This window comes from Kitasatospora sp. NPDC101447, from assembly GCF_044767225.1.
Taxonomy (GTDB): Bacteria; Actinomycetota; Actinomycetes; order Streptomycetales; family Streptomycetaceae; genus Kitasatospora.
This window is the reverse complement of record NZ_JBIWNL010000005.1, coordinates 125,521-140,563: the sequence shown is the minus strand read 5'-3', so window position 1 is coordinate 140,563 and position 15,043 is coordinate 125,521. Positions and strand designations below refer to the sequence as shown.

At 73.6% G+C, this 15,043-nt stretch carries 13 protein-coding genes; 5 read left to right on the top strand and 8 right to left on the bottom strand.

Features of this window, described 5'->3' with window-relative positions:
* Nucleotides 1–16: 16 nt before the first annotated feature.
* On the bottom strand, nucleotides 17–619 hold the full coding sequence (locus ACIRST_RS09560; protein ID WP_402801204.1) for a LysE family translocator: 603 nt from the start codon (nucleotides 617–619) through the stop codon (nucleotides 17–19).
* A 266-nt stretch (nucleotides 620–885) separates the two neighbouring features.
* The gene (locus tag ACIRST_RS09555; protein WP_350522409.1) at nucleotides 886–1,758 is read right to left on the bottom strand and encodes a MurR/RpiR family transcriptional regulator; all 873 of its coding nucleotides are present in this window, start codon (nucleotides 1,756–1,758) and stop codon (nucleotides 886–888) included.
* A gap of 75 nt (nucleotides 1,759–1,833) precedes the next feature.
* Between ACIRST_RS09555 and ACIRST_RS09550 the strand changes: the two genes are divergently transcribed.
* Entirely contained in the window at nucleotides 1,834–2,691 is an 858-nt protein-coding gene (locus tag ACIRST_RS09550) for an EamA family transporter (RefSeq protein WP_402801201.1), read from the top strand.
* 96 nt (nucleotides 2,692–2,787) lie between these two features.
* Here ACIRST_RS09550 and ACIRST_RS09545 read toward each other — a convergent pair whose 3' ends face one another.
* Both ACIRST_RS09545 and ACIRST_RS09540 read right to left on the bottom strand, forming a co-directional pair.
* Nucleotides 2,788–3,966, bottom strand: a complete 1,179-nt coding sequence (locus tag ACIRST_RS09545; protein WP_402801198.1) for a Cmx/CmrA family chloramphenicol efflux MFS transporter — start codon at nucleotides 3,964–3,966, stop codon at nucleotides 2,788–2,790.
* Between the two features lie 258 nt (nucleotides 3,967–4,224).
* Complete coding sequence (locus ACIRST_RS09540; RefSeq protein WP_402801195.1) at nucleotides 4,225–6,570, bottom strand: GH92 family glycosyl hydrolase; 2,346 nt, start codon at nucleotides 6,568–6,570, stop codon at nucleotides 4,225–4,227.
* Between the two features lie 225 nt (nucleotides 6,571–6,795).
* On the opposite strand from ACIRST_RS09540, the gene ACIRST_RS09535 reads away from it, so the two are divergent.
* On the top strand, nucleotides 6,796–7,719 hold the full coding sequence (locus ACIRST_RS09535) for a phosphotransferase family protein (RefSeq protein WP_402801192.1): 924 nt from the start codon (nucleotides 6,796–6,798) through the stop codon (nucleotides 7,717–7,719).
* Between the two features lie 87 nt (nucleotides 7,720–7,806).
* Here ACIRST_RS09535 and ACIRST_RS09530 read toward each other — a convergent pair whose 3' ends face one another.
* Nucleotides 7,807–8,757 (bottom strand): AraC family transcriptional regulator, encoded by a 951-nt coding sequence (locus ACIRST_RS09530; protein ID WP_402801189.1) that lies wholly within the window; start codon nucleotides 8,755–8,757, stop codon nucleotides 7,807–7,809.
* A gap of 143 nt (nucleotides 8,758–8,900) precedes the next feature.
* On the opposite strand from ACIRST_RS09530, the gene ACIRST_RS09525 reads away from it, so the two are divergent.
* Nucleotides 8,901–9,617 carry an SDR family oxidoreductase gene (locus ACIRST_RS09525; protein ID WP_402801186.1) on the top strand — a complete coding sequence of 239 codons (717 nt, stop codon included), beginning with the start codon at nucleotides 8,901–8,903 and terminating at the stop codon, nucleotides 9,615–9,617.
* Nucleotides 9,618–9,732: 115 nt separating this feature from the next.
* Here the strand turns inward: ACIRST_RS09525 and ACIRST_RS09520 are convergent, their stop codons facing one another.
* Complete coding sequence (locus ACIRST_RS09520) at nucleotides 9,733–10,002, bottom strand: LapA family protein (RefSeq protein ID WP_350522402.1); 270 nt, start codon at nucleotides 10,000–10,002, stop codon at nucleotides 9,733–9,735.
* A 116-nt stretch (nucleotides 10,003–10,118) separates the two neighbouring features.
* Nucleotides 10,119–12,458 carry a tetratricopeptide repeat protein gene (locus ACIRST_RS09515; RefSeq protein ID WP_402801183.1) on the bottom strand — a complete coding sequence of 780 codons (2,340 nt, stop codon included), beginning with the start codon at nucleotides 12,456–12,458 and terminating at the stop codon, nucleotides 10,119–10,121.
* A 299-nt stretch (nucleotides 12,459–12,757) separates the two neighbouring features.
* Between ACIRST_RS09515 and ACIRST_RS09510 the strand changes: the two genes are divergently transcribed.
* Nucleotides 12,758–13,216, top strand: a complete 459-nt coding sequence (locus ACIRST_RS09510) for a hypothetical protein (protein WP_350522400.1) — start codon at nucleotides 12,758–12,760, stop codon at nucleotides 13,214–13,216.
* A gap of 11 nt (nucleotides 13,217–13,227) precedes the next feature.
* A complete protein-coding gene (locus tag ACIRST_RS09505) occupies nucleotides 13,228–14,328 on the top strand; it encodes a protein kinase (RefSeq protein ID WP_402801180.1) in 1,101 nt (366 codons plus the stop codon).
* On the opposite strand, the gene ACIRST_RS09500 is transcribed toward ACIRST_RS09505, so the two are convergent.
* A complete protein-coding gene (locus ACIRST_RS09500) occupies nucleotides 14,309–14,956 on the bottom strand; it encodes a hypothetical protein (protein WP_402801177.1) in 648 nt (215 codons plus the stop codon). The two genes, ACIRST_RS09505 and ACIRST_RS09500, sit on opposite strands and share 20 nt — an antisense overlap.
* Between the last annotated feature and the right edge of the window lie 87 nt (nucleotides 14,957–15,043).

Genomic DNA, 15,043 nt, shown 5'->3' with positions numbered 1-15,043 from the left:
CCCCCGGGCTCGGCCGTCAGGGCAGGGCGACCGCCGCGTCCGTGCGTTCGGTGGCGATCCTGACGGCGAAGCCCGTCAGCGCGGCGCCCATCGCATAGCGGTGCAGGCGTTGCCAGAGCGGGTGCCGGTTGAAGAACCCGGCGACGGAGCCGGCCGTCACGATGAAGAACGCGTTCCCCGCGACCCCGACCGCGATCTGGGTCAGCCCCAACAGCAGCCCCTGGACGCCGACATGGCCGCGTGCCGGGTCGACGAACTGCGGCAGCAGCGAGATGTAGAGGATGGCCACCTTGGGGTTGAGCAGGCAGGTGAGGAAGCCCATCAGGAAGAGCTTGCGCGGCCCGTCCGGTGTCAGTTCCCGGGCCGTGAAGGCGGATCGACCTCCCGGCCGGACGGCCTTCCAGGCCAGCCAGAGCAGGTAGCCCGCTCCGGCCAGCTTGATCGCCAGGTAGATCTCCGGCACCAGCGCGAAGACGGTGGCGATCCCGGCGGACACCGCGAAGAGGTAGACCAGGAAGCCGAGGGCGACTCCGGCCAGCGAGGTCAGGCCCGCCCGGCGGCCCTGGGCGATCGAGCGGGAGACCAGGTAGATCATGTTCGGCCCCGGTGTGAGCACCATGCCGAGCTCCACCGCCGCGATCCCCGCTATCGCTCCCGGCCCGATCACAGAACCACCTCCGTGCGCATGTTCGGCAAGACGAGGCCCGGCAGCCCGCGGCCATGTGCGACTCGGTGCGCGGAGCCCGGACAGCCGTCACCTCGCGACGCAAACTACCACCAAGATCGACACCGGCGTCGGGGGGCATCCAGGGCACTCCGCGTCGACGACAGCAGCCCGCCGTCGCCCCGTCCCGCGGGACCGGGCGAACGTCGCCCGATGCGGTATCAGTAGACGTAGTCCGCGCAGACGTCCGCGGCGAGCCGCAGGGCCTGTTCCGCGCGCGGTCCGCGCAGCGCCAGCAGGGTCTGGGCGAGCGCGTCCACGGCGGCCAGGTGGGCGAGGCGGCTGGCCGTGGTCTCCAGGCCGAAGACCAGGTCCTGGCCGCCCGCGATCAGGGCGCAGGTCGCCGTCTCGGTGAGCGGTGAGCGGGCGTAGCTGGTGAGCGCCAGCACCTCGGCGCCGGCGGCCCGGGCGCTGCGGGCGGCGGCCACCACGCTGTGGGTGGCGCCGGTGTGGCTGACGGCCAGGCAGACGGCGCCCGCGGAGAGTCCGGTGGCCACCAGCTGGGCGGTCATCGAGTCGGCCGGGGCGTCCACCAGGAGGCCGAGCGCGCGCAGCCGGTAGGCGAGGTCGAGCACCACCGCGCCGGAGAGTCCGGTGCCGACCAGGAGCACCCGGGGGGCGTCGTTCAGCAGCTCGGCGGCTGCTCGCAGGTCGTCCGGGCCGAGGGTGGCGGTGATGCCCTCCAGGGCCTCCCGGGCGGCGCGCAGGGTGTCGGCGAGCGCCCGGGCGGCGGGGTCGTCGGTGTCCGCGGCCGGCCCCGGGGCGGGGGTGGCGGGGGCGTGCAGGGCGGCGGCGATCTTGAGCTCCTGGAAGCCGCGGAAGCCGAGCCGCTGGCAGGCCCGGACCACGGAGGAGGGGGCCGTTCCGGCCAGCGCCGCGACGTCGCTGACGCTCAGGTGCACCAGGGCGGTGCCCCGGTCCAGCACCACCTGGGCGACCCTCGCCTCCGTGCCGCGCAGCTCGCCGAGACGGGCCCGGATCTGCGCGGCCAGCTGGGATTCCAGGGGCGTGAAAAATTCGGAACCTTCTTCCATGGATCTAGGATACCGTGGAATTCGGTTCCAAGCACTGCCGGGAGTCCGGCAGGCTGACGGGAGGGGAGCTTCGCCATGTCAGAAATCGGGTCGGCCGTGCCGCTGGCCGTGCTCACGGCCGCCGTGCTGCACGCCGTGTGGAACGGGCTGGCGCACCGGATCCCGGACAAGATGGTCGGCTTCGCGCTGATCAACCTGACCTACACCGCCTGCGCCCTGGTGCTGGTCGCGGTCAATCCGCTGCCGGCCGCCGCGGCCTGGCCGTACCTGCTGGCCTCCACGGTGGTCCAGACGATCTCGACGGTCCTGCTGCTGCGGGCGTACCAGCTGGGCGACTTCGGGCAGATGTACCCGATAGCCCGCGGCTCGGCGCCGCTGCTGGTCGCGCTGCTGTCGGTGACGGTGCTCGGCCAGCACCTGGGGGTGGGCGAGCTGGCGGGTGTGGTGGTGATCTCCTGCGGGCTGATCGGGCTGGCCTTCGCCCAGGGCATACCCGGGCGGGCGCAACTGCCCGCTCTCGCGGCCGCCGCCGGTACCGGCACGATGATCGCCGGCTACACGGTGCTGGACGGCAGCGGCGTCCGGCACGCCGGCACCGTCGGCGGCTACGTGGCCTGGCTGTTCCTGCTCCAGGGGCCGACACTCGTCGCGGTCGTCTGGGCCCGGCGCGGCCGCGCCCTGCTCACCGGGGTGCGCAGGGTGCTGCCGGTCGGGATCCTCGGCGGGGTGCTGTCGCTGACGGCGTACGGCCTGGTGGTCTGGGCGCAGTCCCGGGGCAACCTGGCGTCGGTCGCGGCGCTGCGCGAGACCAGCATCGTGATCGCCGCGCTGATCGCCACCGTGGTGTTCCGCGAGCGCCTCGGGCGGCTACGGCTGACGGCCGCGGTCACCGTCCTCGGTGGGATCGCCGTCCTGGAGTTCGCGCGGGCGTGATCCTTCGCCCGCCAGTCGACGGGGCGGGGGCGCCCACGTCCTGGGGGCCGCTTTCGACGCGGCACACAGGACGTGGGCTCTCGGCGTTCGCCCGCGTCACCGGAGCACCTCCGCGCTTCGGCCGGCCGCGACCACACTGCGGAGGGGGAACGCGAGGAGCAGCGCGATGGCGACCAGGAATCCGCTCGACCACAGCGGCCCGAGGTTCCCGGCTCCGGTGCCGAGGGTGGTCGCGGCGATGAGGGGGCCGGCGGCGGCTCCGACGTTGAGTGCGGCGGTCGCGTACGATCCCGCCAGAGAGGGGGCTCCCGCGGCTTCGTAGAGGACCCGGGTGATCAGGGTGCTGCCCAGCGCGAACGACAGGGCACCCTGGACGAACACGAGGGCCAGCAGGGCGACCGGCCGGTCCGCCAGCAGGGCCAGTGCCGGCCAGCCGACGAGCAGCAGCGGGCCGCCGACCGCGACGACCGGCCCGGGGTGCCGGTCGGACAGTCGACCGGCGACCGTGACGCCGGCGAACGACCCGGTACCGAAGAGCACCAGCGCGACGGAGACCCACAGCTCGCTCAGCCCGGCGGTGCCGGTCACGACGGGGGCGAGGAAGGTGAAGCCGGCGAAGGTCGCCGCGTTCACCAGCGCACCCAGCAGCATCACCAGGACCAGCCTCGGCCTTGCCAGTTGGGCGAGTTCCGCTCGCAGGGTCGGCCCGCCGGTGGTCCGTTCCTCCGCGCGTCCCGCCGGGATGCCCTTCAGGACGCCGAGAGCTGCGGGCAGGCAGAGCGCGGCGACGGCCCAGAACGCCGCCCGCCAGCCGAGCAGGGTGCCGAGCACCGAGCCGCCGGGGACACCGGCGATGGTGGCCGTCGTCGTGCCTGACAGCAGCACGGCCAGCGCGCGTCCTTTCTTGTCGGGCGGGACCAGCGTGGCGGCAGCCGTCAGGGCGACGGCGAGGAACCCCGCGTTCGCGAGCGCGGCAACGACGCGGGTGGCGAACAGGACCGGGAAGCTCGTGGTGACGGCGCCCACGGCGTGCGCCGCCGAGAACGCGAGGACGAACCCGAGCAGGCCGGCGCGCCTGGGCCAGTTGCGGGAGAGTGCGGCCACCAGGGGGGCGCCGACGATCATGCCGATCGCGAAGGCCGAGGTGAGCACGCCCGCCGTGCCGACGGTGACGTCGAGATCCGGGGCGAGGTCCGGCAGGAGGCCGGCGAGCATGAACTCCGAGGTGCCCATGGCGAAGACCGCCACGGCGAGCAGGTACAGCGGAAGGGGCATCGAGAGGCTCCGGGGCGAGGAGAGGCACGAGAGGGTCATCTCGTCACCGCGGCCGGCCCCCTGAGGGCACACCCGTCCGACCGCAGAACGCGGTTCGACGACGGGGCTTACGAGCTCAGTGGTGAAGGGGGCTGACGGCGTGACCGAAAGCCCCCACCTCGTCTGACTCAGGACTCGACATGACCCGCACGCTACCCGACCACTGCCGGCCGAGGCATCCCGTTTTCACGGTCGTGGCCACCGGCGCGCCGCGGTGGTTCACCGCGCGCCTCCGGGCTGGTGGTCCCGCGCCGGAGTCTGGGCCTGGTCCGGGGCCGGGGCCGGGGCCTGAGCCGGGGCCTGGACCTGCGCCGGGGCCGGGGGCGGCGGGAAGGACGGCGGTGCGTCGGCCGGGTCGCTGCCCCAGGAGGGGTCGGGTGTGTCGGAGAGGGTGAAGGCGAGGGTGCCGCCGTGGCGGACGAAGTGCTCACTCACCCAGGGGCGGCCGGTGGGACGGCCGTCGGTGCGCAGCGCGTGGACGTAGCGGACGGTGTCGGAGGCGCCCGGGGCGCTGATGTCGATGGTGGGGCCGTCGCCCCGACGGATGGTGACGGCGGGGAACCGGGGGCTGGCCAGGACGAGTTCGGCCCGGCCGGGCACCTGCGGGTACATGCCGAGGGCGGCCCACACCGCCCAGGAGGACATCTGCCCGAGGTCGTCGTTGCCGGGTTCGCCTCCGGGGGTGTCGGTGAACAGCGTGGTGAGGGCGCGCCGGACCACGTCCTGGGCGCGGTCCGGGCGGCCCGCGTAGGCGTAGGCCCAGGGCGTGTTCAGGGAGGGTTCGTTGCCGAGGTAGGCGTAGGGCGCCCGGGAGCCGGCGTTGAGCTCCGTGAAGAAGGTGTCGAGCCGGTTCACGGCGGCCGCACGGCCGCCCATCGCGTCGAACAGGCCGCGCTGGTCGTGGGGCACCATCCAGGTGTACTGGGCGGAGTTCCCCTCGGCGAACCCGCCGGGCCGCTCGGGGCTGAAGGGGGGCCAGCTGCCGTCCGCGTCGCGCGGCTGGACGTAGCGGCTGGTGTCGTTGAAGACGTTGCGCCAGTTCGCCGAGCGTCGCAGCAGGACGTCACGGGCGGCGGAGTCCCCGAGCCGGGCGGCCAGTTGGGCCAGCGCGAAGTCCGTGGTCGCGTACTCCAGCGTGATGGACGCGCCTTGCCCTTCCGTGTCCGCCGGGACGAATCCCGTTGTGTCGTAGGCCTCGTGGCCGGGGCGTTGGCGCGGGTCGTCCCTGCCCTGCCGGGCCAGCCGCAGCAGCCGGGCCGCATCGAAGCCGGTGGCTCCGAAGGCGTGGACGGTGGCGGCCATGGTCGGGAGCGGGTCGCCGACCATCACGCCGGTGCCGCCGTTGGCCAGGGTCCACCGGTCGAAGTAGCCGGCCGAGTCGCCCTGGTCGGTGATCGACTGCGCGATGTCGGCGGCCTCGTCCGGGGCGATCAGTGCGATCAGCTGGATCTGCGAGCGGTAGACGTCCCAGCCGGAGAAGTCGGCGTACTGGGCGTGGCCGCGGTGGGTGGCGCGGAGCCGGCCGTCGAAGCCCGGGTAGCGGCCGTCGGTGTCGCTGAACACGCTCGGGTGCAGCAGGGCGTGGTAGAGCGCGGTGTAGAAGACCCGGCGCTGATCGCTGGTGCCGCCCGCGACGGCGATCCGGCCCAGCAGGTCGTTCCAGCGGGCGCGGGAGCGGGCGCGGACCTCCGCCAGCGGGGCGCCGCGCTGCTCGCTCTCCAGGTTGGCGCGGGCACCCTCGACGCTGACGAAGGAGATCCCGACCCGGGCGGTGACCACGTCGTCGGGGCCGGTGTCGAACGAGACCACGGTCCTGGCGTCGGGCGAGCGGTCGCCGGCGTCCACGTGGCTGAAGGGGTGGTCGAACGCGGCGTGGAAGTAGACCCGGTAGCGGTTGGACGTGCCGCAGAAGCCGCCGCCGTCGGTGAACCCGGAGATGGTGGAGCCCTCGACGGTGAGTTCGCCCGACGCCGCGTTGAAGGCCCGGCCCGCATCGACGGCGAGGGACGCGGTGTGCCCGGCCGGATAGCTGAAGCGGGCGATCCCGGACCGCTGGGTGACGGCCAGGTCGATGCCGATGCCGTTGTCGAGGGTGACACCGTACGACCCGGGGGCGAGGCGCTCGTTCGCGTGCGAGAACGCGGAGGACGCCGTCGGCGTGCCGTCCAGGACGGGCATGAACGGGGTGGTGCCGTAGTCGCTGCAGCCCGCACCGGAGATGTGGGTGAGGCTGAGGCCGCTCAGCCTCGGGTCGTCGTAGGCGTAGCCGCCGTGCTGGTAGGTGGCGGTGTCGGGGCTCCACTGCATCATGCCGAACGGCGCCGACGCCCCCGGGAAGGTGTTTCCGGCGCCGCCGCCGTGGCCCCGGTCGGGAGCGTCCGCCCGGGTGCCGACGTACGGGTCGACGTAGCCGGCGGGGTCCTCGACCACCACGTGGGCCGGGAGCCGCCCGGCAGCGGGCAGGCCTGCGGCGGCCGCTGTGCGCGGGTTCGGCCCGGCGGCCGCCATCGCGGCCCCGAGGAGCAGGACGACCCCGGCCCGCGCAAGGGAACGGAGACGGAACACGGGGACCTCCCGAATGCACCTGGTTGACTGCCGATCAGGGCATTCTGTCGGTGTCCGCGCGGCTGACCCGGCCGCGACAGGCAGCTTGTCCCCCGTGTGGCCCGGGGTCGACGCATCCGTGGCCCGGAGCGCCCGTCCCCGACGGCCGGGGCCGGCCGTTCCCCGGCGGCCAACGGCGCGCAAAAGTCCGGTGCGCCGCCGGACCGCCGGCCCTAGCATGCGGGGGTGAACCTTTCACATCTCGGCGTGCCGACCGGGCCGATGATCCGCGTCCACGGCGGGTTCGCCAATCGGATGTACCGGCTCGACACCGACCAAGGGTCCTTCGCGGTCAAGGAGTTGAACCTCGCCGACCGCCGCCTGACCTATCACGTCGAGGACGTGTTCAGGTTCGAGCAGGCGGCGTTCGCCGCCGGCATCCCGATGCCGGAGCCGATCTCGGCCGACCACGGCACGCTCGTTCACCGCTGGGCCGAGGGCGAGAAGGTGCCCGAGGCCCCGGTGTCGGCGGCGTACGCGTTCGAGATCGGTGGGATCCTCGCGCGCATCCACGCGCTCGACGTCGCCTGGCCCCACGTGCCGGCCGAGGACCCGACACCACGGGACTGGCCCGAACTCGCCGCGCGGGCGCTGGCGACCGGACAGCCGTGGGCCGACGAACTCGCCTCCCACGTCGGGACGTTCCTCGCGATCGCGCACTTCGTCGACACCTGCGAACGGCCGGGCCCCGTCGTGCTGACCCACCGGGACATCCACCCGTGGAACCTGCTGGCCCGGGAGGGCCGGCCGGTGGTGCTCGACTGGGAGCTCTCCGGCATGCTCGACCTGTCCGGCGAGCTCGGCTCGACCGCGCTGAGCCTCGCGAAGGGCCCCGGCCTCGACGACATCAGGCCCGCCGTCTTCCGCTCGGTCCTCGACGGCTACGCCGCGGGGGGCGGGGCGCTGCCACCGCCGGGTCCGAGCTGGTTCGTGTACACGGTCGGGGGCTGGCTGGGGCACACCAGGTGGAACGTCCTCCGGTGCCTCGCCGGTGTCGAGGTGGGCACCGGCCCCGACCTCGCGCTGTCCCACGAGTCCGCACGCAACGGCGTGCACGGCCTGCCGGAGCTGTTCGGGCGACTCCCGGAGCTCCAAGCGCTGCTCCGGTGAGTGACCCCCGTCCGTGCGTGCACGCGGTGTACCGGCACAGCGGCCACCGCCTCCCGGTCCGCTGCGGTGACGTCCCGCCCCGCACCGTCAGGCGTATCCGCGCGGTTCGTCGCCTGCCGCCGTCCTGACCTGCTTGCGGTAGGCCCCGGGCGGCGATCCGAAGTGCCGTTTGAAGGCCTTGGCGAAGGCGAACTCCGACGTGTACCCCGTGTGCTGCGCGATCGTGCTCAGCGGGTCCGGCGACCGGTGCAGCAACCGCGCCGCGGTGGCCATCCGCCAGTTGGTCAGGTAGGTCAACGGCGGCTCGCCGACCACCGAGGCGAAGCGGCGGGCGAACGCCGCGCGCGACAGCCCGGCGCGGGTGCCCAGCGACTCCACGGTCCAGGGGTGGCCGGGATCGTCGTGGATCGCCTTCAGGGCCGGGGCGACCGCCGGGTCGGTCAGCGCGGCCGCCCAACCCCGGGTCCGTTCCTGCGGCAGTTCGGCGTACCAGGACCGGAGGATGTACAGCAGCAGCAGATCGACGAGCGCCGTGACGACCGCGTCCGAGCCCGGCTGCGGCGCGTGGAACTCGGCGCACAGCTGATCGACCGCCGAGCGCAGCACCGGGTGGCGGCCCGGAACCGCGGGGAGGTGGATGACCTCCGGCAGATCGCCGAACAGCGGATGCGGGCGATCGACGTCGATCGCGTACGCGCCGCACACCAGCACCGTGCGCGGCCCCGGCCCGTCCACGGTGACCTGGCCGATCGGCGAGGAACGGTCCACGCGCTCCGGGACGAAGTCCACCGGCTCGCGGCCCGGCACGTCGCACAGGGTGTGTCCGCTGCCGCGCTGCAGGAACACGATGTCGCCGGGCCCGAGCGCGAGCGGTCGGCCGTGCGGTGGCAGCAGGTGGCAGTGTCCCTCCACCACCACGTGGAATCCGGCTCCCGAGACGGGTTGGAACCTCAGGGCCCACGGGGCGTGCGCGTCGGTGCGAGTCACCATCGGGCGCCCCGTGCGCAGGACTTCGAGGGTGTCGCTGAGGATGTCCATGGCGCCACTCTAGGCCCTGTACAGCGAGACGATGTGACAGGGAATCGAGACTTCAAGGCATTCACCGTCTCGATGGTGGCGGCGTACGTTCGTGCCACGGCGGTCGCCGAACCCCGGCACCGCATCGAGGAAGGAACGGCCCCATGGACCTGTCCGGCAAGAAGATCGTGATCATCGGCGGAACCTCCGGCATCGGCTTCGCGGTGGCCCGACAGGCCGCGGCGGCCGGCGCGGCCGTCGTGGTCGCCTCCAGCAACCAGGACCGCGTGGACGCCGCGACGAAGCGCTTGGGCGAGCCGGCCGAAGGCCGCCGCCTGGACGTCGCCGACGGCGACGCCATCGCCGCGTTCTTCGAGCAGGTCGGGGAGTTCGACCACCTCGTCTACACCGCGGGCGAATCCCTGCTGATCAAGCCGCTGGCCGACACCACCCCGCAGGAGGCCAGGGCCGTCTTCGAGCGCCGGTTCTGGGGCGCGTTCCTCGCCGCCCAGTACGCCGTACCGCGACTGCGTGAGGGCGGCTCGATCACCTTCAGCTCCGGCGTCCTCGCGATCCGCCCCCTGTCCGGAACCGTGCTCACGGCCGGCATCACCGGCGGCATCGAGGCCCTGTCCCGGGCACTCGCCGTCGAACTCGCCCCGCTGCGCGTCAACGTGGTCCAGCCCGGTGTGATCCGCACCGAGCTGTGGGACGGCAGCGTCCCGGACCCGGAGGCCTTCCTCCAGGGCGCCGGGTCCGAGCTGCTCACACGGCGTGTCGGCACCGCCGAGGAAGCCGCGGCGGCCTATCTCTTCGTGCTGTCCAACGCCTACGTCACCGGCACCACGCTCGCGGTGGACGGCGGCGCGGCCCTGGTGTGACACGGGCGCCCCGCACCCGCCCGGGCAGGCGGAACGGCGCCGGGGCGCCGGAAAGGCGCAGCCCGCGCACGGGCTGCCGTGCGGGCCCCTGGGCGCCGACCCACGGGCCCCGGGATCACGACCGAGCCGACTTGCGGGCGGCGCGGCGGCGGGCCAGGAAGACGCCGATCAGCATGCCGACGAGGATCGTGACGGTCAGGACGACCCAGAGCGGCATGGTGACGTCGGAGACCCACAGGGTGATGGTCACCGAGGCGGTGTTCACCGCGATGAACCAGACGGCCAGGACCGCGATGACGGCCATGGCAATGGTGCGCAGTCGTACCTCGCGGCCCTTGACCGTGAGACGCGACGGCTCGTGGTGCGTGCGGGCGTTCTGCGACATGGCTTCAGTATCGTGCGGATTGCCCGCCGCCGCGCCGCGCGGCGGTCCACCCCCGTCCCCCGCCCCGTCGCGCACGGTGATCGGCCGAGCTCCCGCTGCCCGGGGCGGCCGGGACGTCAGCGCCTCCCGGGGACACCGTCGGCGCCACCGCCACCGCCACCGCCACCGCCACCGCCACCGCCACCGCCACCGCCACCGTCACCGCCACCGCCACCGCCTCCGGGGCCGGGCGGCCCCTGCGCCCCCACCCGCTCGCGATTGGTCAGCGCCTTGGCCGCGTTGTGGTCGTCGCCGAGCTCGCGGAACAGCGTCGCGGCGCTGCCGAAGGAGTTCAGGGCCGCCCCCGTCAGACCCGCCCGCTGCTGGGCGAGGCCGAGGTTGTTCAACGCGCCGCCCTCGCGGTGGCGGTCGTGGAGCACACGGTGCGCCTCGACGGCACGGGTGAGGGCGGCGATGGCCTCCTCGACCCTGCCCGCCGCCTTCAGGGCGGCACCGAGGTTGGTCAGCACGGTGGCCTCGCCGTGGAGGTCCTGGAGTTCGTCGAACGTGCTGCCCGCGCCGGTGAGGGTGTCGATGGCCTCGTCGAACCGGCGCATCTCCAGCAGGACGAGCCCCAGGTTGTTGAGCGCCCTGGCCTCGTTCCGGCGGTCGTGGCAGCGCGCGTAGGTCGCGGCGGCCCGGGAATGGGCGTCGACCGCGTCGTCGAACCGGCCCTCCTCGCGCATCGTGGCGCCGAGGTTGCTCAGCACGATGGCCTCTCCGTAGAGGTCTCCGAGTCCACCGTAGACGGCGGCCGCCTCGGTCAGGGTGTCGATGGCTTCGTCGAAACGGCGTTCCTCCCGCAGGGCGAGCCCGAGGTTGTTGAGTGCCCTGGCCCTGCCGAGGTGGTGGCCGAGTACACGGAAGACGGCGGCCGCCCGGGTGTGGGCCGCACGGGCCTCGTCGAACCGGCGCAGTTCCAGCAGGGCGAGTCCGAGGAGGTTCAGTGCGCTGGCCTCGCCGTGCCGGTCGGCGCTTTCCCGGAAGAGTTCCAGGGCGGTGGTGGTGACGTCGAGCCAGTCGTCGAGATGACGACGGTGACCGAGGTACCGGGCCAGGTCCAGGGCGAGGGTCGTCGTGGTCCCGGGCCGCCCGAGGGGTGGGGCGGCGCCGATGAGGGCGACGAGGTTGGGCCGTTCGGCATCGAGCCAGGCCAAGGCCGTCGCGAGGTCGGGAAAGCGGGGCGAGGGCGGACCGGACAGCGTGGCCAGGTGGGAGTCGGCCGCACGGACGGTGGCGGTGAAGTGCCCGTGGAGCCGGTCCTGGGCGGCGTCCCGGTGGTCGGCCGCGGCGTGTACGGGCAGGCGCCCCCGTTCGTCCGCGTAGAGGCGGACGAGGTCGTGCATGCGCCAGCGCCCCCACACGCCGGCCACCTCGACGAGGTGCGCGCGGGAGAGGTCGCAGAGGAGCTGCTCGGCCTCGATGTCGTCGACCCCGGCCAGCACGGCGGCGGACTCGGTGGCGAAGTCGGGGCCGGGACTAAGGGAGAGCAGGCGGAACAGACGGGCGTGGGCGGCGCGCAGGTGCCCGTAGGAGAGGTCGAACGCCGCCCGGACGGCGCGGTCCGCGTGCTGCAGGCGCTCCAGACGGGTGTGGTCGGCGGCCAGGGCCTCGGCCAGGGAGGACACCGGCCGGTCGGGGCTGTCCGCGAGCAGCGCGCCGGCGATGCGCAGGGCCAGCGGCAGGCCCGCGCACAGCCGGACGACGGCGGCCGTGTCCTCGGGGGCGTCGGCCACGCGGGTGTCGCCCTCGCCACGGGCCTGGCGCACGGCGTGGGCGAGGAGGCCGACGGAGGCCCGGTGTCCGAGCTCGGCCAGTTCGTGCAGCCGGGCGTCGACGGCGAGGCTGTCGCGGGACGTGACGATCGCCGCGGTGACGCCGTCGCCCGGCAGGAGCGGGCGGACCTGGTCGGGGCCGGCGGCGTTGTCGACGACCAGGAGGACCGGACGGCCGGCCTCGGCGTGGGCCGACAGGACGCTGCGGAAGAGCCGGGAGCGGTCCTGGACGCCGGGCGGGATGTGCGCGGGCGGGACGCCGAGCGCGCGCAGCCAGCCGTCCAGGGCGTGGTCGGGGGAAAGGCGGCGGTCCGGGTCGTAACCGAGCAGGTCGACGAAGAGGACACCGCCGGGGAACCACGTCTTCCTGCGGAGAGCCTCATCGGCGGCCTGGACGGCGAGCTCGGTCTTCCCGATCCCCGCGAGCCCGGCCACCACGTGGACGCGTGGCGACCGTCCGACGGTCTCCGGCGCCAGTCCCGCGAGGAGCGCGGCGAGCTCGTCGTCGCGACCGGTGAAGGCGGAGGAACGTTGCGGCAGGCCGGTCAGTGCGCGCTCGGGGTCGCGTGTGAGCTGCAGTTCGACGTGTCTGCCCTGGATCACGGTGCCGAAGAAGTGCCCGCCCTCGATGATGTTGCGCACCTGCGGAGACGCATCGTCCCCCGGCCCGTCCCTCGGTGCCGTCCCGACCGACATGTCGGCCACCGCCCCTCGATCCCTGTTCCCCCACACCCTAGGGAAGGCCGGCCGCCCGCGTGCCGCGTTCCGGCGAACGCAGGACCTGCCGACGACCCCGCGTGACCACCGGCCGGGGCGACCGAAGGCATTCGGACTACGCCGCTGTGGTGATCCGGACCGCCCGGGTGCCCGTGTTGCCCGCCGGGCGACGGCGTGGTTCGGACACTGACTGGAGTTTCGTCCGTCAGAAAGGATCTCGCCCCATGAGCAGGAGACTGGGCCCGCGGGCCGTCGTCGCCGCGTTCGCCCTCGCCGCCGCCTTGACCGCCGTACCGCCCGCAGGCGCCGCGACCACCGACGTGTGCGGCGGCTCCATCAGCGACTACGTGGGCGGCGACAGTCCGGATACGGAGTTCACCGGCGCTGCCTCGGCCAACGGCAACGACCGCGCGATGACCGTCACCCCGGTCGTTGCGGGCGTCAACACGTTCAAGACCGAGATCGCCACCGGCCCCAGCGACTCCCGCTACGCGATCGGCTCGTTCGAGATCAAGGTCGACACCAGCGGCCGCGGCCAGATCCGCTTCGTCTCCTACGCCGGTCACGCCATCGGAGACAGCGTCGTCTGCGCCGGAGGCGGCACCCGCGTCACCACGATCAGCGGCGAGGTCCGCGTCCAGGACGTCACCAAGCGCATCCCCTTCACGGTCAGCCGGACCTGACACCGCCGCTCGTGGGACGCGCGCCGGCCGCAGCGGCCGAGCGCGCGTCCCACACCGCCACCGTCGTCCCCGCCCACGAGGAAGCGATGCCCCGTACCCTCCCGACCCTCCCGATCACCCCACCGGCGCGTCCGCTGCCCGCACCCTCCGCCCGAAGCCGGACGTCCGGCACGCCACAGCCGCGACCGGACCTTCCGGACCGTTCCGAGCGCGCCCGCCCGTCCCGCCGCTGCCCGCACGGCCGCACCCCCGGCCGACTCCTGGACACCACGATCGCCGGCTACCGCCCCCTGGAACTCCTGCGCCGCCGCGGCTGCCAGAACGTCTTCCGAGCCACAGCCCCCGACGGCACGCACGTGGCACTGAAGACCACCTGTCACGACGCCGACCACGACGTCCTCGCCCGAGCCCACAACGAGGCCCGCGGCCTGCGCGCCGCAGCCGCACACCCCCACGTCGCCGACCTCGCCGGCGAGGGCGTCCACCGCGGCCTGCACTACCTCGCCGTCACCTGGCAACAGGGACCGACCCTGCACCACCTGCTCGAACACCTCGACCACTCCATGGCCGCATGGTCACCCGGCAGCGCCGACGTCTTCACCCGCCTCACCCTGGCCCTGTGCCACGCCCTCGAAGGCCTCCACCACCACGAGGTCGTGCACGCCGACCTCAGCCCCCGCAACATCGTCGTCGGCCACGGCCACACCCTCACCCTCATCGACCTCGACAGCTGCGCATGGCACGGCACCCCCACCCCCGACACACTCCACCGCTGCGCCACCACCGTCTACGCGGCACCCGAATGCCTCGCACCCTGGCCGCGGCCGGTTCCGACGGCGGCGAGCGACCAGTACAGCGCGGCGGCGATCCTCTACCGCGTGGTCCAGCAGCGCCACCACCTGCCCGACACCGGCAGCCGCACCCGCACCCGCACGCACCAGCTCACCCGGAGCCCCCGCCCCCTCACCGGCTGGCCCGCCACCACCTGGCCCCACCTCCAGCAGACCCTCCACCGGGCCCTCGACCCCGACCCCGATGCCCGCCACCCCACCACCGGCGACTTCACCAGCCACCTGCGCCACGCCCTGACCCTCACCGGAGAGCGCCCATGAACCAGCCGGCCCGCCGCACCTTCCTCCTCGCCACCGTCGCCCTTGTCATCACCCCCGCCACCCGCGCCGCCGCTGCGACCACCACCGGAACCGGCACCGGCGCACGAACCCGGGCCGCCGGGTCCGGCGGCGGCACTGGGCACAGCTCGTCGCATTCGCACACCCATTCGCATGAGTCGTTCGGCTCATCCCATCCGCACAGGTCATCCAGCTCATCCAGTTCGTCCGATTCGTATAGCGACTCCAGCTCATCTAGTTCGTCCAGCTCGACCGAGACATCCTCCTCCAGCGGCTCCGTCGGCTCGGGCAGGCCCTCGGCGAAGGGATCCTCATCATCCAAGAGGAGCCATGGGACCAAGCCCAGCCGCGGGAGTGGGCCCAGCCATGGGAGCAAGTCCAGCCACGTGAGCAAGCCCAGCCGCGGGAGCGGGCCCAGCCACGTGAGCAAGCCCAGCCGCGGGAGCAAGCCCAGCCACGGGAGCAAGCCCAGCCACGGGAGCGGGTTCAGCGGCAGCAACAGTTCCGATTCCGACCATGCCAGCGCCAAGGCCAGCGCCAAGGCCAGCGCCAGTGCAAGCGCGGACAGCGGCAGCAGCCAGAGCAGCAGCAGCGCGGATTCCGAGAGCACCAGTGCCAGCGCCAGCGCCAGCGCGTAGAAAGGCAGCAGCGAGCCCGAACCCCGGAAGCCCGTGACGAGTCCGAAGCCGCCCGCCCG